The 18,593-nt window shown below is 67.8% G+C and carries 17 protein-coding genes; 13 read left to right on the top strand and 4 right to left on the bottom strand.

Annotated features, from left to right (window positions below; translation table 11 throughout):
- Positions 1–364 precede the first annotated feature (364 nt).
- Positions 365–973 carry a TetR/AcrR family transcriptional regulator gene (locus ON22_RS14080; protein ID WP_033241759.1) on the bottom strand — a complete coding sequence of 203 codons (609 nt, stop codon included), beginning with the start codon at positions 971–973 and terminating at the stop codon, positions 365–367.
- Between the two features lie 65 nt (positions 974–1,038).
- Positions 1,039–2,223 carry a DUF418 domain-containing protein gene (locus ON22_RS14075; protein ID WP_033242362.1) on the bottom strand — a complete coding sequence of 395 codons (1,185 nt, stop codon included), beginning with the start codon at positions 2,221–2,223 and terminating at the stop codon, positions 1,039–1,041.
- A gap of 126 nt (positions 2,224–2,349) precedes the next feature.
- Here ON22_RS14075 and dop point away from each other — a divergent pair, with 126 nt between their 5' ends.
- From dop to ON22_RS34650, 11 genes are all read left to right on the top strand, one after another.
- Positions 2,350–3,849, top strand: a complete 1,500-nt coding sequence (dop, locus tag ON22_RS14070; RefSeq protein ID WP_033241760.1) for a depupylase/deamidase Dop — start codon at positions 2,350–2,352, stop codon at positions 3,847–3,849.
- A gap of 167 nt (positions 3,850–4,016) precedes the next feature.
- Positions 4,017–4,211: a ubiquitin-like protein Pup gene (locus ON22_RS14065; protein WP_030521323.1), complete on the top strand. Its 195-nt coding sequence runs from the start codon at positions 4,017–4,019 to the stop codon at positions 4,209–4,211.
- A complete protein-coding gene (gene prcB / locus ON22_RS14060) occupies positions 4,208–5,080 on the top strand; it encodes a proteasome subunit beta (RefSeq protein ID WP_033241761.1) in 873 nt (290 codons plus the stop codon). Before ON22_RS14065 ends, prcB begins: the two co-directional genes overlap by 4 nt.
- Complete coding sequence (gene prcA, locus ON22_RS14055; RefSeq protein WP_033241762.1) at positions 5,077–5,814, top strand: proteasome subunit alpha; 738 nt, start codon at positions 5,077–5,079, stop codon at positions 5,812–5,814. The genes prcB and prcA overlap by 4 nt, the downstream gene beginning before the upstream one ends.
- Before the next feature lie 312 nt (positions 5,815–6,126).
- Positions 6,127–7,485 (top strand): Pup--protein ligase, encoded by a 1,359-nt coding sequence (gene pafA / locus ON22_RS14050; protein WP_033241763.1) that lies wholly within the window; start codon positions 6,127–6,129, stop codon positions 7,483–7,485.
- A 51-nt stretch (positions 7,486–7,536) separates the two neighbouring features.
- Positions 7,537–8,532 (top strand): helix-turn-helix transcriptional regulator, encoded by a 996-nt coding sequence (locus ON22_RS14045; RefSeq protein WP_086007727.1) that lies wholly within the window; start codon positions 7,537–7,539, stop codon positions 8,530–8,532.
- Entirely contained in the window at positions 8,529–9,497 is a 969-nt protein-coding gene (locus ON22_RS14040) for a helix-turn-helix transcriptional regulator (RefSeq protein ID WP_033241764.1), read from the top strand. The genes ON22_RS14045 and ON22_RS14040 overlap by 4 nt, the downstream gene beginning before the upstream one ends.
- A 164-nt stretch (positions 9,498–9,661) precedes the next feature.
- Positions 9,662–9,916, top strand: coding sequence for a Sec-independent protein translocase subunit TatA (tatA, locus tag ON22_RS14035; protein ID WP_033241765.1), 255 nt, complete (start codon positions 9,662–9,664; stop codon positions 9,914–9,916).
- A 167-nt stretch (positions 9,917–10,083) separates the two neighbouring features.
- Positions 10,084–11,052 (top strand): twin-arginine translocase subunit TatC, encoded by a 969-nt coding sequence (gene tatC, locus ON22_RS14030; protein ID WP_033241766.1) that lies wholly within the window; start codon positions 10,084–10,086, stop codon positions 11,050–11,052.
- Positions 11,053–11,131: 79 nt separating this feature from the next.
- Positions 11,132–13,837 (top strand): DEAD/DEAH box helicase, encoded by a 2,706-nt coding sequence (locus ON22_RS14025; protein ID WP_033241767.1) that lies wholly within the window; start codon positions 11,132–11,134, stop codon positions 13,835–13,837.
- Positions 13,838–13,914: 77 nt separating this feature from the next.
- A complete protein-coding gene (locus ON22_RS34650) occupies positions 13,915–14,757 on the top strand; it encodes a DUF4333 domain-containing protein (RefSeq protein WP_051157633.1) in 843 nt (280 codons plus the stop codon).
- A 260-nt stretch (positions 14,758–15,017) separates the two neighbouring features.
- Here the strand turns inward: ON22_RS34650 and ON22_RS14015 are convergent, their stop codons facing one another.
- Complete coding sequence (locus ON22_RS14015) at positions 15,018–15,986, bottom strand: 5'-3' exonuclease (RefSeq protein ID WP_033241769.1); 969 nt, start codon at positions 15,984–15,986, stop codon at positions 15,018–15,020.
- Between the two features lie 71 nt (positions 15,987–16,057).
- Between ON22_RS14015 and ON22_RS14010 the strand changes: the two genes are divergently transcribed.
- Entirely contained in the window at positions 16,058–17,191 is a 1,134-nt protein-coding gene (locus tag ON22_RS14010) for a M24 family metallopeptidase (RefSeq protein ID WP_033242364.1), read from the top strand.
- A 39-nt stretch (positions 17,192–17,230) separates the two neighbouring features.
- Here the strand turns inward: ON22_RS14010 and ON22_RS14005 are convergent, their stop codons facing one another.
- The gene (locus ON22_RS14005) at positions 17,231–17,635 is read right to left on the bottom strand and encodes a pyridoxamine 5'-phosphate oxidase family protein (RefSeq protein WP_033241770.1); all 405 of its coding nucleotides are present in this window, start codon (positions 17,633–17,635) and stop codon (positions 17,231–17,233) included.
- A gap of 84 nt (positions 17,636–17,719) precedes the next feature.
- Here ON22_RS14005 and dprE2 point away from each other — a divergent pair, with 84 nt between their 5' ends.
- Positions 17,720–18,484, top strand: coding sequence for a decaprenylphospho-beta-D-erythro-pentofuranosid-2-ulose 2-reductase (gene dprE2, locus ON22_RS14000; RefSeq protein WP_033241771.1), 765 nt, complete (start codon positions 17,720–17,722; stop codon positions 18,482–18,484).
- The last annotated feature ends 109 nt before the right edge of the window (positions 18,485–18,593 follow it).

The following is an 18,593-nucleotide window of genomic DNA, read 5'->3' as shown; positions in this document are numbered from 1 at the left end:
TAGGGCATGCGGGCGAGTGCTGGGGTGAGCGGGTGTCTGGTGGCCCGGGTATTCGGACGAATTTCGGCGGCTACCGGCAGGAGGAACCTCTGCAGTTCGTGGATGTTCGGTGGCTGCGTCCCGGCGATGCGTTGTATGGCGAGGGAGCCGTGTGAAGCCAGGGCGCGATCCCTGGCAGTCCGGCCGTGACGGCGTGCGGGTGAGCAGGTGTGTACGAGCCGGGCGAGGTCTCTTGCGGTCCGGTCGTGACGGTGTGCGCAGATGGGAACGGAATCGGGTCGGTGCGGCCGGACGGTATCGACGCCGGTTTCTGCCGGTGCCGAGGCGGTGGCGTGCCGTCCCGGTGCCGGAGTGCCCGGGATGTTCAGTCGGCCGGTGCCGGGAGCCCCTGGGACAGTTGCGCCAGGACCTCGCGCAGGACGGTCGTGACCGGGGTCGGCGGGTCGGAGTGCGAGTAGGCGTCGAGCGCGACCAGATAGGCGGCGTTGACCGTGGCCGCGACCAGTTCGGGGTACAGGTCGGTGGGCCGGGTGCCAGTACGCTGCGCGATCGCAACGGTGAGCTCGTCGCCGAGTGCTTTCGCCGCGGCGGCCTGCATCTCGGGTGCGGCCCGCAGTTTGCGGGTTTCGGCGAGCATCTCGGGTGTGGGCGGACCGCCGGCGCCGTCTTCGCGCAGGGGTTCGACGAGTGCCTCGGTCAGCGCGGTCCACAGGGGTTCGCCGGTCGGGCGGGTGAGTAGCAGGGCGGCGCTGCGGCGCAGGCGTTCTATATGCCGGTAGGCCAGGGCTTCGAATTTTCCGGCGAAGTAGTTGTTGAAGGTGCGTACCGATACCCCGGCGCGTTCGGCGATGTCCTCCCGGACCACATTGTCGATGCCGCGCTCGAACATCAGCTCCAGCGCGGCATCGCTGAGTGCCTTGCGGGTATCGCGCTTCTTTCGTTCCCGCAGGCCCGGGGGTGGTTTCTCGGCCATGCATCCAGCCTCCCATAAACCTGCCCGCTGGGCAATAATTCCTAGTGGGCAAAATTGTTGGGTTGCTACGACCCGGCGACCCGCCGATAGCCGGCATGCCAGAGCCATTCGACCGGCCCGCGTTCGAACCGGCGCAGCCAGAAATGCGCGAAGAGCGCGACCACCAGGACCACCACCAGATAGGTGGCGATTGTGAACGGGACCCGGGCGTCCGGCGCGAACCGCGCGGCCAGCCCGAAGCCCCAGCCGTAGCAGATGATCGCTGCCACCAGGTTCTGCAGGATGTAGCAGCTGAGCGCGGCGCGGCCGATCTCCGACAACCTCCGGCCGGTGAATCCGGTCGCGGGCCGGCGTACGTAGAACTCGGCGACCAGGGCCAGGATGGCCAGCGATACCAGCGGTGCGACCGCGTACCGGGTCACCAGCACCCAGTCACCGCCGCCGAACACGCCGAGCAGCAGATCGACAGGCGCGGCGATGCCGAAACCGAGCACCAGCAGCCGGCGGCGCAATCGGGTACCACCAGGCGCGAAGACACCCGCGTGGAACAGCCGGGCGCCGACGAGGAACAACGCGATCGACAGCGGCAGGATCAGCACCGCCTCGACCCGGAACAGACCGGCGTTCTCTATCCGGAACAGCACCAGGTCCCAGAACGATCCGTCGGCGTAAGGATTGGGCGACAGTGGTTCGGCGCCGGAACTGTCCGTGGACCCGGCCACGGTGAGACTCAGGGCGTACAACGCGATCAAGGTGAGGTGCAGGCACAGCATGCCGATCAGCCACCGTCCCTGGGCCCGCGGACTCCGGGCGAGCAGGAACGCGACGATCAGGGCCGTCACCGCATACCCCATCAGTACATCGAACTCCGCGATCAGCAGGAAATTGAGCAGACCGTCGAGGAACAGCAGCGCAGCCCGCCACGGATACTTACCGGGCCAGCGCCGGTCACCTCGCCGGGCCGAGGCCTGCTGGATGGCCAGACCGATCCCGAACATGACGGTGAGCAGCCCCAGGAACTTCCCCTGGGCGAGTTGCTGCAGCACCTTTTCCGCCCACATCCAGCCGTCCTCGGGGGCGGTGACGAGCCGGTTCAGGTACCCGACCATGCCCTCCGGGTCGGTGAGAATCCAGATATTGGTGCCGAGGGTGCCGAGAATGGCGATACCGCGCAGCACATCGAGCGCCACCAGGCGCGCGGGGCGCGGCGGTGCTCCGGCCGGTGCGGAATCGGCTGCGGTACTGGTCATATCCCGAGCATGGGCGCAGTGCCCCGGCCGGGCATCCGCCATAAGTACGACTCGGGGGATGATTCGCCGGAGCGGGCCGGGCGCCGATCGCCTGCCGAATGCGAATTGTCGCCTACGCTCGATAGCATGCAGCGCATCATCGGTATCGAGGTCGAGTACGGGATATCCACACCGACCGAACCGTCGGCCAACCCGATCCTCACCTCTACCCAGGCGGTACTGGCATACGCCGCGGCCGAGGGGGTGCCCCGCGCCAAGCGCACCCGGTGGGACTACGAGGTGGAATCACCGCTGCGCGACGCCCGCGGTTTCGATCTGAGCCGGATGAACGGCCCCGCGCCGGTGATCGACGCCGACGAGGTCGGGGCGGCGAATATGATCCTGACCAACGGCGCCCGGCTCTACGTCGACCACGCCCACCCCGAATACTCCGCCCCCGAGGTCACCGACCCCATGGACGCGGTGATCTGGGACAAGGCCGGTGAACGGGTCATGGAGGCCGCCGCCCGGCACGCCTCCAGTGTGCCCGGTGCGCCCCGGATGCAGTTGTACAAGAACAACGTCGACGGTAAGGGTGCCTCCTACGGCACCCACGAGAACTATCTGATGAGCCGGGACACCCCGTTCAACGCGGTCATTCTCGGGCTCACCCCGTTCTTCGTCTCCCGTCAGGTGATCTGCGGCTCCGGGCGGGTCGGCATGGGGCAATCCGGGGACAACGCGGGGTTCCAGCTATCGCAGCGGTCCGACTATATCGAGGTCGAGGTCGGCCTGGAGACCACGCTCAAACGCGGCATCATCAACACCCGCGACGAACCGCACGCCGACGCCGACAAATACCGCCGGCTGCACGTCATCATCGGCGACGCCAATCTGGCCGAGATGTCGACGTACCTGAAGGTCGGTACGACCGCGCTCGTCCTCGACCTCATCGAATCGGGCGCGGATCTGTCCGAGTTCCAGCTGGCCCGTCCGGTCACCGCGGTGCACACCATCAGCCACGACCCCACTTTGCAGGCGAAGGTCGCCCTGGCCGACGGCCGGGAACTCACCGGGCTCGCGATCCAGCGGCTGTACCACGAACGTGTTGCGAAATTCGTCGAGGAACAGGGCAACGACGACCCGCGTGTCCGCGATATCCTCGACAACTGGTCGATGATCCTGGACAAGCTCGAACGCGATCCGATGGAATGCGCCGACCTGCTCGACTGGCCGGCCAAACTGCGCCTGCTGGAGGGGATGCGCAGCCGGGAGGGGCTGGGCTGGGCCGCCCCCAAACTGCATCTGATGGATCTGCAGTATTCCGATGTCCGCCTCGACAAGGGGCTGTACAACCGGCTCGTGGCCCGCGGCTCGATGAAACGCCTGGTCACCGAACAGCAGGTACTGGACGCCATGACCAAGCCGCCCACCGATACCCGGGCCTATTTCCGCGGTGAATGCCTGCGCCGTTTCGGTGCCGATATCGCGGCCGCGAGCTGGGACTCGGTGATCTTCGATCTGGGCGGCGATTCGCTCGTGCGGATCCCCACTCTCGAACCCCGGCGTGGGACCAAAGCTCATGTGGGCGATCTGCTCGACGGCGTCGATACCGCCGCTGACCTGGTGCAGAAGCTTACCGCCTGACCGCTGGGCCCGGCCGGCACGCGGGTTTCCTCGCTTCGAGGTGGGGCGTAATCCGACTACGTGTCGGCCCGGCTGGGTAGTGTTGAATGACGAGCACACCAGGCTGCTCACGATTCGTCCGGTGCGAACGAGCGCCGGTCGGTGGAAAACAGAGGAGGTCGGCTGCGATGGCACAAGAGCAGACCAAACGCGCCGGGGGCGGCGACGATGACGAAGGCGTCGACGGCGTAGACGCCGCCGGTCAGGAGCGGCGCGAGAAGCTGGCGGAGGACACCGACGACCTGCTCGACGAGATCGACGATGTGCTCGAAGAGAACGCCGAAGACTTCGTTCGCGCCTACGTGCAGAAAGGTGGCCAGTGACCGCAGGTGACCCCTTGCGTCTCCATCTGGGGTACGCCCTGTCATCCTTTTCCGAACATTTGCGCCAGCACGCGCCGGATCTGCTGCCCAGCAACAGATTCGACACGCTGGGGCAGCCCACCGCCGCCGGGAATCCCGGCGGCGGTGCCGCGGGAGATATCGCACCGCACGGTACGACCGTGGTCGCGGTGTCCTACCGCGGCGGTGTGCTGATCGCCGGCGACCGGCGCTCCACCCAGGGCAACCTGCTGGCCGGTCGTGACGTGGAGAAGGTCCACATCACCGATACCTTCTCGGCGACCGGTATCGCCGGAACAGTGGGTATGGCCATCGAACTGGTGCGGTTGTTCGCGGTGGAACTCGAACACTACGAGAAGATCGAGGGCGTTTCGCTCACCTTCGACGGCAAGGCCAACAAGCTGTCGAAGATGGTGCGCGACAACCTCCCGGCCGCCATGCAGGGCCTGGCCGTGGTACCGCTGCTGGTCGGTTTCGACCCGCAGGTCACGGATCCGGACCGGGCCGGGCGCATCGTCTCCTACGACGTGGTCGGCGGGCGCAGCGAGGAGCGGTTCGGTTTCACCGCCGTCGGCTCCGGTTCGATGTTCGCCAGGACATCGTTGAAGAAGCTGTACGCCAAGGGAATAGACGCCGATCGAGCCTTGCGGATCGCGGTCGAATCCCTCGTCGACGCCTCGGACGACGATACCGCCACCGGCGGGCCCGATCTGCTGCGCGGTATCTACCCGACGGCGATCCTCATCGACGAGGAGGGTGCGGTCGAGGTGGCCGAATCCCGGCTCGAGGAGATCGCCCGCGGTATCGCCGCGGACCGCCAGGCCGCCGAAGAAGGGAGCGCACGGGCATGACCATGCCGCTGTATGCGTCCGCCGAGCAGATCATGCGCGACAAGACCGAGCTCGCGCGTAAAGGGATCGGCCGGGGCCGCAGTGTTGTCGTGCTCTCCTACGCCGAAGGTGTGGTGTTCGTGGCGGAGAACCCGTCGGCCACCCTGCACAAGGTGAGCGAACTCTACGACCGCACCGGGTTCGCGGCGGTCGGCAAGTACAACGAATTCGAGAGCCTGCGCCGCGGCGGCATCCTGCAGGCCGACCTGCGGGGTTACCAGTACGACCGGCGCGATGTCACCGGCCGGGCGCTGGCCAATGCCTACGCGCAAACTCTCGGGTCGATCTTCACCGACCAGCTCAAACCCTTCGAGGTGGAGATCTGCGTCGCCGAGGTGAGCTATCCCGAGCAGGAACCGGAATCGGTGCTCTACCGCATCACCTTCGACGGCTCGATCGTCGACGAACGCGACTATGTGGTGATGGGCGGTACGACCGAACCCATCGTCACCGCCCTGAAGGAGTCCTACCGGCCGGGCCTGGACCTGTCGGGCGCGATCCGGGTCGCGGTCGAGGCACTGCAGGTGACCGAGGGACCGGACAAGGAAAAGCGCACGCTCGGCTTCGATTCCCTCGAGGTGGCCACCCTCGAACACGCCCGGCCGCGGCGCGCGTTCCGCAGGATCGGCAATACCGCCCTCGAACGGCTGCTCGCCTCGTCGGGCGAGGGCGAGCAGGAGAACAGCGAAAAATAGCCGATAGGCCACGTCATCGAGACGCATCGACCGGATGCGGCCCGGTGACGTGGCCCGTGCAGTTCTCGGACCAAACCCCTCCCGGAGCCCCCAGGCGCCCCCGCTGGTGCCGAGAAGCGCATCAGGGCACCCGAGGCGGTCACCGCACCGGACCGCACCCGGCAGTACGGGCGAGCTCGGCGAGTGCTGGCAGCAGGGACCTCGAGGGGCCGAAACCGGCGGAGCCGAAGGCGCCGCAAAACAACACCTCCAAAATCATTACGTTTTTCGCACTCACCCGCAGGAATCATTCCGCGCTGTAACCTCGATAGTGTGCAGCGACGAATCTTGGGGATCGAGACCGAATTCGGTGTGACGTGCACCTTCCACGGGCACCGCAGGCTCAGCCCCGACGAGGTGGCCCGGTATCTGTTCCGCCGGGTGGTGTCATGGGGGCGTAGTTCCAATGTGTTCCTCCGGAACGGCGCCCGGCTCTACCTCGATGTCGGTTCGCATCCGGAGTACGCCACCGCCGAATGCGACAGCCTGGTCCAGTTGGTCACCCATGACCGGGCCGGGGAGCGAGTGCTGGAGGAACTGCTCATCGACGCCGAGCAGCGCCTCGCGGAGGAGGGTATCGGCGGGGATATCTACCTGTTCAAGAACAACACCGATTCGGCCGGCAATTCCTACGGTTGCCACGAGAACTTCCTGGTCGTGCGGGCCGGTGAGTTCTCCCGGATCTCCGACGTTCTGCTGCCGTTCCTGGTGACCCGGCAGTTGATCTGCGGCGCCGGGAAGGTGTTGCAGACGCCGAAGGCGGCTACGTACTGCCTGTCGCAGCGGGCCGAGCACATCTGGGAGGGGGTCTCCTCGGCAACCACCCGGTCGCGTCCGATCATCAATACCCGCGACGAGCCGCATGCCGATGCCGAGAAGTACCGGCGCCTGCATGTGATCGTCGGCGATTCGAATATGGCCGAGACCACCACCATGCTGAAGGTCGGGACGGCCGCGCTGGTGCTGGAGATGATCGAGGCCGGTGTGTCGTTCCGCGATTTCGCGCTCGACAACCCGATCCGCGCCATCCGCGAGGTCAGCCACGATCTGACCGGCCGTCGTCCCGTGCGGCTGGCCGGCGGGCGGCAGGCCAGCGCCCTCGATATCCAGCGCGAGTACTACGCCCGCGCCGTCGAGCATCTGCGCAACCGCGAGCGGGATCCGCAGGTCGACCAGGTCGTGGATCTGTGGGGCCGGACCTTGGACGCGGTGGAATCCCAGGATTTCGCCAAGGTCGATACCGAGATCGACTGGGTGATCAAACGGAAACTGTTCCAGCGCTACCAGGAGCGGTACGGGATGGAGTTGTCCGACCCGAAGATCGCTCAGCTGGATCTCGCCTACCACGACATCAAACGCGGCCGCGGGGTGTTCGATCTGCTGCAGCGTAAGGGTCTGGCGAAGCGGATCACCGAGGACGATGCGGTCGATGCGGCCGTGGACACGCCCCCGCAGACCACGCGCGCCAAGCTCCGCGGCGATTTCATCACCGCGGCGCAGGCCGCCGGCCGCGATTTCACCGTCGACTGGGTACACCTCAAGCTGAACGATCAGGCCCAGCGCACCGTGCTGTGCAAGGACCCGTTCCGTTCGGTCGACGAACGCGTGGACCGGCTCATCGCCTCGATGTAGTTTCGCGGCGTCGAAGGCGCCGCGTACCCGGCCTGCATTACGCTGTGTCGGGTGGCGATATCCAAGGTCGAGCGCCTGATGAATCTGGTCATCGCGCTACTGTCGACCCGGCAGTTCCTGACTGCGGAGCGGATCCGGGAGAGTGTCGCGGGGTACGAGGAGTGCGCCAGCGACGAGGCGTTCAGCCGGATGTTCGAGCGGGACAAGAACGAGCTCCGTGATCTGGGCATTCCGCTGGAGGTGGGCGCCTCGGGCCGGTTCTCGACGGTGGAGGGGTACCGGATCAACCGGGATGCCTATGAGCTACCCGATATCGATCTGAGCAGCGAGGAATCGGCGGCGGTAGCGGTGGCGCTGCAGATGTGGGAGTCCCCCGAGCTGGCGTCCGCGGCGGCCGGTGCGTTGCTGAAGTTGCGGGCCGCCGGGATCCATGTGGAAACCGATACCGCGTTCGCCGCGATGCCCGCGGTGCCGGCGCGGACGCGGGGGTCCGAACCGGTGCTGGGCAAGTTGCTGGCGGCCATCGACGCCGGTCAGGCAGTGCGGTTCGAGCATCGCGGAGCCAGTAACGCGCCGTATCTGATGCGTGATGTCGAACCGTGGGGGGTGGTCACCCTGCGGGGCCGGTGGTATCTGGTGGGGCACGATCGGGACCGGGACGCCGTGCGAACCTTCCGGTTGTCCCGTATCGGCGAAGAAATCACCCCTTACGGGCCGCGTAACGCGGTGAAGGCGCCCGCCGGAACCGATCTGCGGGGGATCGTCGCGCAGGTCACCGGGACCGCGCCGGTCACCGGGTCCGCGACGATCTGGGTGGCGCAGGGGCGCGGGCGGGACCTGCGCCGGATCGGTGAGGTCGTCGGCAACCGCAGTTTCGGTGGCCGGCCGGGCAGTGTGCTGGAGGTGCCGATCCGGTCGCAGCATTGGCTGGCCCGCCTGATCACCGGCTTGGGTCCGGACGCGCTGGTCCTCGAGCCCGCAGACCTGCGTGCGGATGTGGTGGCGCGCTTGCATTCGGTATTCGATAGGACCGAGGTGGCGCTGTGAGTACCCGGTTGTCGGCGCGGCTGTCGCGCCTGCTGAACATGGTGCCGTATTTCGTGGCCAACCCCGGTATCAGTGCCGCGGAGGCGGCAGGGGACCTGGGAGTCACCACCAAACAGCTCATGGCGGATCTGAATCAGCTGTGGATGTGTGGTCTGCCGGGCTATGGGCCCGGCGATCTGATCGATCTGTCGTTCTCCGAGGAGAGCGTGCAGGTCACCTTCACCGCCGGTATCGAGCGACCGCTGCGCCTGACCTCCATCGAGGCGACCGCGGTGCTGGTGGCGTTGCGGTCGATCGTCGATCTGCCCGGCATGGTGGATCCGACCGCGGCCCATGCGGCGATCGCGAAACTCGAGGCGGCGATCTCCGGGGGCGCACCGGCCGCGACCTCGGTCGGGCCCCCCGAGGAGGCTCCGGCGGTCACCACTGTTCGTTCCGCAGTGGCGGCGGGCCGGGCGCTGCGGCTCGAGTACTACTCGGCCAGCCGTGACGTGGTGTCGACGCGGGTGGTGGATCCCATTCGTATCGTCGCGGTGGACGACAACAGCTATCTGCAGGGCTGGTGCCGGGAAGCCGAGGGTGTGCGGCTGTTCCGGTTCGACCGGATCGAATCGGCCGAGGAACTGGCCGAACCGTCGCAGCCGCCGCAGGAGGCGCGGGCGACCGATGCGGGTCTGGATCTGTTCCAGGACGATCCCGCCGTACCGCTGGCCCGGCTGTTGATCGCTCCCGATTACGGCTGGGTGCTCGACCAGTATCCGATGCATCGAATGGCGGTACACCCGGACGGCAGCCTGGAGGCGACGATGCGGTTCGCCACGCTGGACTGGATGGCGCGCCTGGTCCTCGGGTTCGGTTCCGGAGTGACGGTACTGAGTCCGCCGGAATTGGTGGCGGCGGTCCGGGACCGGTCCGAGGCCGCGCTGGCGGCGTATCACGGCGCCGGACTGGACGAATCGGCCTGAACCGGACTGCTCCGCGCCGGCCGTGCGGGTGCCGCGGAAGCGGCGTGGCGGTGAACGGCGGTCGACAACGGCTGTGACATGCCTGTGAGTGGCCCCGCTCCGGTCCGGTGCCGGCATTACGGCAGGTAGCATCAGAGAGACCACAGTCTTGGGAGGTTTCCACAATGGGCTCTATGAGCATCTGGCACTGGGTGATCGTTGCGGCGGTGTTCTTGGTGTTCTTCGGCGCGAAGCGGATGCCCGAGGCGGCTCGCGGGCTCGGCCGGTCGCTGCGGATCTTCAAGAGCGAGGTGAGCGAGATGCACAACGACAGCAAGTCCGCGAGCACCGGTGTCGCCACGCCCGCTCCGGAACTGCCGTCGGGCCGGGAGGCGAACGCATCGCCCACCGAGAACCGGAGCGAGTCGAAAACGCTCTGAGACCCGTCCGGCGTGGGCCAGGGTTCGCCCGGGCCCGTTGCGACGGCTGTCCACCCGGCGCTGCCGACCGGGCACCGATCCCCACCCCGCGCAGGTGAGCGCCGGGGTGGGTTCAGTGCCGCAGGCCGAGCGGAGCGAGGCACGCTGATACGAGGGCATACACACATATGCGAATTCCGTTCGACCCCCGGCGCAGCAAACGGCGCACGAATCCCGACGGCACGATGTCGCTGGTCGAGCATCTCCGAGAGCTGCGCACCCGGCTGCTGATCTCCCTCGCGGCCATTCTCGTCACCACCGTCCTGGGATTCCTGTGGTATGCGAATTCGTTCCTCTGGATGGACAGCCTCGGCGAGGTCCTGCGCGGCCCGTACTGCGATCTGCCCGATTCGACGCGGGCGGCGTTGTCCCCGGACGGAGAGTGCCGGCTGCTGGCGACCGGGCCGTTCGAGCAGTTCATGCTGCGGTTGAAGGTCGGTATGACCGCCGGGGTGGTGATGGCCTGCCCGGTCTGGCTGTATCAGCTGTGGGCGTTCATCACACCGGGTCTGTACCCGAAGGAACGTAAGTACGGGATCGGTTTCGTGGCCTCCGGGTCGGTGCTGTTCGTGGCCGGCGCGGTCCTGGCCTACTGGCTCGTCGCGCACGCCCTGAGCTTCCTGCTCAGCATCGGCGACAATGTGCAGATCACCGCGTTGAGCGGTTCGCAGTACTTCAGCTTCATCATTCAGCTGCTGATCATCTTCGGGGTCAGCTTCGAGACGCCGCTGCTCATCATCGGCCTCAACCTGATCGGGATCCTCACCTACGAACGGTTGAAGGCGTGGCGCCGCGGCATCATCTTCGGACTGTTCGTTTTCGCGGCCATCGTCACCCCGCAGGACCCGTTCTCGATGCTGGCGCTGGCCCTGGCGCTGACCGTGCTGTTCGAGGTGGCGGTGCAGTTCGCGCGGATCAACGACCGGCGGCGGGCCAAACGCGCCGAACAGGAGCTGGGGACTCTCGACGACGAGCAGGCATCGCGGATCGGAGCGCCCTCCCCGGTCGACCCGGCAGCCCCGATCACCGCGGACGACCCGGTGCGCGCACCCGGCCCCGCCAAGGGTTCGGCACCGGACTATTCGGACACGCTCTGAGCCTCCCGGCGCCGCCGGGGCCGACCGCGGGATTTTATCGGCGCGACCGGTGTCGTAATCCTCCATTAGTCTCGGACACGTGACACCGAACGCGTCGCTGACCGCCGAACTGTCCCGGTTCGCCGCCGAGCTGACATTCGAGCTGGACCCGTTTCAGCGCCAAGCCTGTACCGCCCTGGAAAACGGCCACGGGGTGCTGGTGTGCGCGCCCACCGGGGCCGGGAAGACCGTGGTCGGGGAATTCGCGGTGCATCTGGCGCTGGCCTCCGGCGGCAAATGTTTCTACACCACGCCCATCAAGGCATTGTCGAACCAGAAGTTCGCCGACCTGACCGAACGGTACGGCCGGGGCCGGGTAGGACTGCTCACCGGCGATCAGTCCATCAATCCGGACGCGCAGGTGGTGGTGATGACCACCGAGGTACTGCGCAATATGATCTACGCGTCGTCGGATGCCCTGCGTGCGCTGTCGTATGTGGTGATGGACGAGGTGCACTACCTGGCCGACCGGTTCCGCGGCGCGGTCTGGGAAGAAGTGATCCTGCACCTGCCGCCCGAGGTGCGGCTGGTGAGCCTGTCCGCGACGGTATCCAACGCCGAGGAGTTCGGCGCCTGGATGGAGACCGTGCGCGGCGATACCGCGGTGGTGGTGGACGAGACCCGGCCGGTGCCGCTGTGGCAGCACGTGATGGTCGGCCGCCGGATGTTCGACCTGTTCGACAGCGAATCCTCCGATCAGCGCGTACTCGTCGATTCCGATCTGGTCCGCTACATCAAACAGCGGGAGGCCGCCGACCGGATGGATGGCTGGGGCGGTGGCGGCCCGCGCGGCCGGGGCGGCCCGCGCCGGTTCTTCCGCCCGATGCCCCGGCCCGAGGTACTGGCCCGGCTCGACGAGGAAGGGTTGCTCCCCGCTATCACCTTCATCTTCAGCCGGGCCGGATGCGACGGCGCGCTGGCCCAATGCTTGCGGTCGGGGCTGAATCTGAGCGGTGCGGCCGACCCCGAGGTCGTGGACGCGATCATCGACAAGCACACCGGCGAGCTGCCGCGCGCGGATCTGGAAGTGCTCGGTTACTGGGAGTGGCGCGAGGCGCTGCACCGAGGGCTGGCCTCGCACCATGCCGGGATGTTGCCCGCGTTCCGGCACACGGTCGAGGAGTTGTTCGTCAAAGGTCTGGTGCGGGCCGTGTTCGCCACCGAAACCCTGGCTCTGGGGATCAATATGCCTGCGCGCACCGTCGTGCTGGAGCGGCTGGTGAAATTCAACGGCGAAACGCATGCCGAACTCACGCCGGGGGAGTACACGCAGCTCACCGGACGCGCGGGCCGCCGTGGTATCGATGTCGAGGGGCATGCGGTGGTCCTCTGGCAACCGGAGGTCGATACCAGCGCGGTCGCCGGTCTGGCGTCCACGCGCACCTATCCGCTGCGCAGCTCCTTCAAACCGGGTTACAACATGTCGATCAACCTGATCGACCGGCTGGGGTCCGATGAGGCGCGGATGCTGCTGGAGCGGTCGTTCGCGCAGTTCCAGGCCGATCGTTCGGTGGTGGGTCTGGTGCGGGGTATCGAGCGCAACGAAGGCCAGTTGCGCAAACTTGCTGCCCAGCTCGGCGGCGAGGAGGGTGATTTCCTCGAATACTTCGGCCTGCGGGAACGGATCAAACAGCGAGAACGGCAGCTGAACCACCAGACCCGCAGTGACCGGCGTACCGCCGGTGTCGCGGCGCTCACCGAATTGCGGCGCGGTGATGTGGTCGCTATCGGCGCGGGCCGCCGGGCCGGTCTGGCGGTGATCCTGGAACCCGATGCCACACCGGGTGATCCGCGTCCGCTGGTGCTCACCGAGGACAAATGGGCGGGCCGGGTGTCGGTGGCCGATTTCCCGGTGCCCGCCGAACCGCTGGGCCGGATGCGGTTACCGCGCCGGGTCGACCATCGCACGGCCCGCACGCGCCGGGATCTGGCGTCGGCATTGCGCAGTACCGGGATCACCGCACCCAGCCGTGGCCGCCGCGATAAACGCGCCCGCGGTGCGGATGATCCGGAACTGGCGACACTGCGGCGCACACTGCGTGCCCATCCCGCGCATTCCCGGCCCGATCGCGAACAACTGGCCCGGGTGGGGGAGCGCTACAACCGGGTGCGCCGGGAGACCGAGGCCCTGCGGCAGAAGGTCGCGACAACCACGAATTCGCTGGCCCGCACCTTCGACCGGATCGTCGGCCTCCTGGAGGAACGCGGATTCGTGCACGACGGCGAGGTCACCGCGGACGGGCGGCGGTTGGCCCGGATCTATGCCGAAAGCGATCTGCTGGTGGCCGAATGTCTGCGCCAGGGGCTGTGGCGCGGGCTGGGGCCGGCCGAACTGGCGGCCGTTGTCTCCATACTCGTCTTCGAATCTCGTAGTGAGGGAGGCTATCTCGGGGCAAGCGGGCCGACGGCACCGATCCGGCGGGCGGTGGCCGATACCATCGCCCAGTGGTCCCGGCTGCGCACCGACGAATCCGAGCACCGGCTCGCGCCGACCCGGGAACCCGATCTCGGTTTCGTCGACGGAATCTACAAATGGGCCCGCGGTGATGCCCTTGTGGACGCCATGCTGGCCGGTGGGGATCAGGGCACGCCGTTGTCGGCCGGCGACTTCGTGCGCTGGTGCCGGCAGGTGATCGATCTGCTCGACCAGATCCACAGCACCGCAGACGATACCGAGGTCGCGGCCACCGCGGCCAAGGCCGTACGGGCGATTCGGCGCGGTGTCGTTGCCGTGGACGCAGCGTGAGACCATCGATTGTGATTTGATTTCAACCGCACGCGGGGGGCTACCGTGTGTTTGACGATGCGAGTGGAGGCAACCAGATGAGTGGGCCGTACGGACCGAACGACGCCCCGGGACCCGGGGAGGGACGTAACGATCCCACCCAGGTCTGGGGTGGGCAGCAGCCGCCCGGCGCAGCGCCGCAGTGGGGGAACCAGCCGCCCGCACAGCCCCCGAACGATCCACAGCAGGCGCAGGCCACCCAGCAATGGGGCAGTGGTGACCAGAGCGGTCAGCAGTGGCAGCCGCAACCGCAGCAGTGGAGTCAGCCGCAACCCCAACCACAACAGCCCCAGCCGCAGCAGTGGAGCGACCCGACTCAGCAACAGTGGGGTCAGCAGCCGCCGCCGCAGCAGTGGGGCGATCCGAATCAGCCGCAGCAGCCGCTACAGGCGCAGCAGCAGTGGGGTGACCCGACTCAGCAGCCGCAGCAGCCGCAGCAGCAATGGGGCGACCCGAACCAGCAGCAACAGCAGCAGTGGGGTCAGCAGCCGCAGGCACAATCCGGGCAGTGGGGGCAGCCGGCCCAGCAGCAGTGGGGTGCGCAGCAGCAGCAACCCACCGGCGGGGGCGGTAAGAAAACCGGCATGATCGTCGGGCTCGTGCTGCTCGGTGTGGTGGTCGTGGCCGGTGTGGTGGTCGCGATCCTGATGCTGACCGCCAAGGACGAACTCGATCAGGCCGCGGTGCAGACCGGGGTGGCCAAGGTGCTCGAGGAGTCCTACGGGATCGAGGACGTCAAGGATGTCCAGTGCCCGGCGGGGCAGGAGGTCGCGGTGGACGCGACGTTCACCTGCGATCTGAAGGTGGGCGGCGAGGACAAGACCGTCAATATCAAGATCACCAAGGAAGACGGGACCTACGAGGTCGGCCGACCGAGCTGATTGTCTCCGGTTGCGGCGCCGCGGTTTTCGGCCCGTTTCTGCTGGTGGCATTCGACCCTTGCGGCTTCGCTGCATGGCGTCGAGCGCTGACAGCAGGGGCGGGCCGAACTCTTTCCGGCCTTGCCGGACTCGACTCCGGACCTTGCCGACCCCATGCCGCTGGTTCACAGGGAAAAAATCTCCATATGACGATATGCGCATCTAACAGATGCCGCCGCCGGGGCACCCGGACCTTGTCCAGGCGCCCGGTAGTGGACCGGTCAGGCGCAGGCAGCGAGGGCGGCGATCAAACGTTTGACGGGGCTTTCGGCGTTGTAGGTGGTGGCCAATTCCTGCAGCGCCTCCGCGTCGGCCGGGATGGGGTGCAGGATATCGGGGCGGGACAGGATCACATCCGCGTCGCGGACCACCCGCACCACCGGGGCCGCGGCGTCGAGATAGTCGGCGGCGGCGCGGAGTTTGGCGCGGATGCCCTGGGCGAGCTCGGCGCCGGGATCGTCCACGGCGGCGCGTAACGCCTCGAGTGAACCGAACCGGCTGATCAGGGTGGCGGCGGTTTTCTCGCCGATTCCCGGCGCACCGGGCAGCCCATCGGACGAATCACCACGCAATGTGGCCATATCGGCATAGGCGGGGCCGGCGTTCACCAGCGGGACGCCGTATTTGGCCGCCATCTCGGCGGGGCCGAAGAGTTCGGCTTTGGCCAGTCCGCGACCGGCGTAGAGCACCCGCACCGGCGGTTCGGGGGTATCGCGTACGAGTTGCAGCAGATCGCGGTCACCACTGACCACGACCACCGGATCGGTGCGTTCGGTGGAGGCGAGGGTGCCGAGCACATCGTCGGCTTCGAGACCGGCCGCGCCGCCGGTGGCTATACCTGCGGCCGCCAGCACCTCCAGGATCATCTCGACCTGCGGCGTCAACCGGTCCGGCACCACTTCGGCACCCGGTTCGGCATCCGTGGAGGTATCCAGGCGATGCGTTTTGTAGGTCGGCACCAGATCCACCCGGAACTGCGGGCGCCAATCCAGATCCAGGCAGACCACCAGGCGGGCGGGGCGATGCCGGGTGATCAGGGCGGCCACCATATCGGTGAACCCGCGCAGGGCGTTCACCGATCTGCCGTCCGGCGCGGTGATCTTGTCCGGGATGGCGTGGAAAGCCCGGAACCACAGACTCGCTCCGTCCAGCAGCAGCAGTGGACGCGGTGCGGATTCGGTCGTAGTCACCTGCCGGAATCTACCGGGCCCCACCGACCGATCCGGTGTACCGCCCCCGGACACCGGGTAAGTTCGAGATCATGAGCGCGCACACGGAGTCACGGTTCGCGGCGGAAATCTACGAGCAGCGGCTGGAGCGGGCGGTACAACTGATCCGCGAAGCGCATTTGGACGCGCTGCTCATCACTCCCGGCCCCGACCTGCGGTATCTCATCGGTTCCTCCGCGCAATCGTTCGAGCGGCTCACCTGCCTGGTGATCACCTCCGATAAGGCCACACCCTCGGTCGTCGTGCCGAAACTGGAGGTCGCCGGGCTGCGGGAGTCTGCGGTGGACGAGCTGGGATTGCGCGTCCTGGACTGGGTGGACGGCGTGAACCCCTACGACCTGGTGCAGTCGGCACTGCATATCGGGTCGCGGGTGGCGGTCGCCGATGCCATGCCCGCGCTGCATCTCCTGCCGCTCGCGCACAGTTTCAGCGGGTTGCCCGTTTCCGCGACCCCGGTGCTGCGGGAACTACGCATGATCAAGGACGACGCCGAAATCGAGGCACTGCGGCGCGCGGGCGCCGCCATCGACCGGGTCCATGCCCGGATGGGCGAATTCCTGCAAGTGGGGCGTACCGAGGCCGAGGTCGGGAAGGACATCACCGACGCGATCGTGGCCGAGGGGCATACCGGGGCCGAGTTCGTCATCGTCGGCAGCGGGCCCAACGGTGCCATACCGCACCACGAGGTGTCGGACCGGCGAATCGCGGCCGGTGATGTGGTGGTCATCGATATCGGCGGCCCGGTGGAACCCGGCTACTACTCCGATTCCACCCGCACCTACGTGCTCGGCGAACCCGATCCGGAGATCGCCGCCCGCTGCGCCGAACTGGAACGGGCGCAGGCCGCCGCCGTCGCCGCCGTACGCCCGGGGGTACGGGCGGCCGCGGTGGATGCGGCGGCCCGCGAACCGCTCGAGGCCGCCGGGTTCGGTGCGGCGTTCGTCCACCGCACCGGGCACGGGATCGGCCTGTCGGTGCACGAGGAGCCGTATATCGTCGCGGGCAACGATCTGGAGCTGCGCCCCGGCATGGCCTTCAGTATCGAACCGGGGATCTATTTCCCCGGTGAATGGGGTGCGCGGATCGAGGACATCGTCGTGGTCACCGAGGACGGTTGTGTCTCGATGAACCAGCAGCCGCACGGCCTCACCGTCCTGCCCGCCTGACAATCTGTCGAGCGGAGGCTGCGGCCGGCGCCCGGGTCGTCAGGCGGTCCGCAAGGCGATCCCGCACAGCGCCCGGCGGACTTCGACCGCGAGTACCACCCGGGCCGGATTCTCCCGCGGGGTGCGGTAGCGCTCGGCGTAGCGGCGTTCGGCTTCCCGGACCTGCTCCGGTTCGTCGAGAACCGTGGCCGGGCCCTCCAGGGTGAGCCAGCGCCGGCCGTCGACCTGGCCCACCGAGGCATAGCCCGACCGTCGAATGTTGCGGGCCTTCACCGAGCTGCCGTTGGTGATCACGCGGACCAGTCCGGCGGCATCGTCCCAGGTGAAGCCCACCGGCACCACATGGGGCGTGCCGTCCGCACGCAGGGTGGTGAGGGTGGCCAGATGCCGTTCGGTGAGGAACTCGACGGCGGCGGCCGACAATTCGACTGTATGGGTTCCCATACGAGGACCGTAGCGGGTGACCTGGACCGGACTCGGGGGCTCCCGGTGCGGGTCGTGACCGGCCCCGGATGACAGACTGAGCGCATGGTTGTGCGTCGTAGACGAGGGATCGACCCGGGCACAGTGCTGGTGCTGGGCGGACGCAGCGAAATCGGGTTGCAGGTGGCGCTGCGGCTGGCACCCGGCCGGGCCGTGGTCCTGGCCGCGCGGCGGTGCGAGGAACTGCACACCGAAACCGCGGCGCTCACCGCGGCCGGGGCGACGGCCGTTCATCCGGTCGAATTCGATGCCGCCGATACCGCGAGCCATCCGGCACTGCTGGCCAAGATCGTCGCCGACTACGGCCCGGTCGGTGTCGCGGTCCTGGCGTTCGGCGTACTGGGTGATCAGGCCCTGGCCGAAGCGGACCCCGCCCACGCCCTGGCCGTGGTGCACACCGATTACACCGCCCAGGTCAGCGTCCTGACCGTACTGGCCAACGAATTCCGCGCCCAGCGCCGCGGACATCTCGTCGTCTTCAGCTCGGTGGCGGGGGTGCGCGTTCGGCGGGCGAACTACGTCTACGGGTCGGCCAAGGCCGGGCTGGACGGTTTCGCCAGCGGTCTGGCCGATGCGCTGCACGGCAGCGGGGTGCACCTGCTGCTCGCCCGCCCGGGATTCGTGATCGGCCGGATGACCGAGGGGATGAGTCCGGCGCCGTTCTCCAGCACGCCCGACCAGGTCGCCGACGCGGTCGTGGGTGCGCTGGGCCGTCGCGCCGCCCGGGTCTGGATACCCGGGATTCTGCGCCCCGTGTTTTTCGGCATGCGCCTGCTGCCCCAGGCGGTCTGGCGGCGGCTGCCGAGGTGAGCGCACGTGCCGGCCGCCGGCAGCATGATCCTTGCGTCGCCGGAGCCGGGTGGCGCCGCGTCGACCGGGAGCAACCGATACCGGCTCTCCGCGATCGTGGTGCTGCCGG

Origin of the sequence: Nocardia carnea NBRC 14403 (assembly GCF_000308515.1) — a bacterium.
Classification (GTDB): Bacteria; Actinomycetota; Actinomycetes; order Mycobacteriales; family Mycobacteriaceae; genus Nocardia; species Nocardia carnea.
Note: the sequence above shows the minus strand (reverse complement) of the source record. Positions and strands in the feature narration are given on the sequence as shown.

What these genes read in the sequence shown, in the direction of transcription:
- tatC (WP_033241766.1), top strand. Translation starts at nt 10,084, where the DNA reads ATGCGAATTCCGTTCGACCCCCGGCGCAGCAAACGGCGCACGAATCCC.
- ON22_RS14075 (WP_033242362.1), bottom strand. Translation starts at nt 2,223, where the DNA reads ATGACCAGTACCGCAGCCGATTCCGCACCGGCCGGAGCACCGCCGCGC.
- dprE2 (WP_033241771.1), top strand. Translation starts at nt 17,720, where the DNA reads ATGGTTGTGCGTCGTAGACGAGGGATCGACCCGGGCACAGTGCTGGTG.
- ON22_RS34650 (WP_051157633.1), top strand. Translation starts at nt 13,915, where the DNA reads ATGAGTGGGCCGTACGGACCGAACGACGCCCCGGGACCCGGGGAGGGA.
- ON22_RS14065 (WP_030521323.1), top strand. Translation starts at nt 4,017, where the DNA reads ATGGCACAAGAGCAGACCAAACGCGCCGGGGGCGGCGACGATGACGAA.
- ON22_RS14005 (WP_033241770.1), bottom strand. Translation starts at nt 17,635, where the DNA reads ATGGGAACCCATACAGTCGAATTGTCGGCCGCCGCCGTCGAGTTCCTC.
- prcA (WP_033241762.1), top strand. Translation starts at nt 5,077, where the DNA reads ATGACCATGCCGCTGTATGCGTCCGCCGAGCAGATCATGCGCGACAAG.
- dop (WP_033241760.1), top strand. Translation starts at nt 2,350, where the DNA reads ATGCAGCGCATCATCGGTATCGAGGTCGAGTACGGGATATCCACACCG.
- ON22_RS14080 (WP_033241759.1), bottom strand. Translation starts at nt 973, where the DNA reads ATGGCCGAGAAACCACCCCCGGGCCTGCGGGAACGAAAGAAGCGCGAT.
- tatA (WP_033241765.1), top strand. Translation starts at nt 9,662, where the DNA reads ATGGGCTCTATGAGCATCTGGCACTGGGTGATCGTTGCGGCGGTGTTC.
- ON22_RS14010 (WP_033242364.1), top strand. Translation starts at nt 16,058, where the DNA reads ATGAGCGCGCACACGGAGTCACGGTTCGCGGCGGAAATCTACGAGCAG.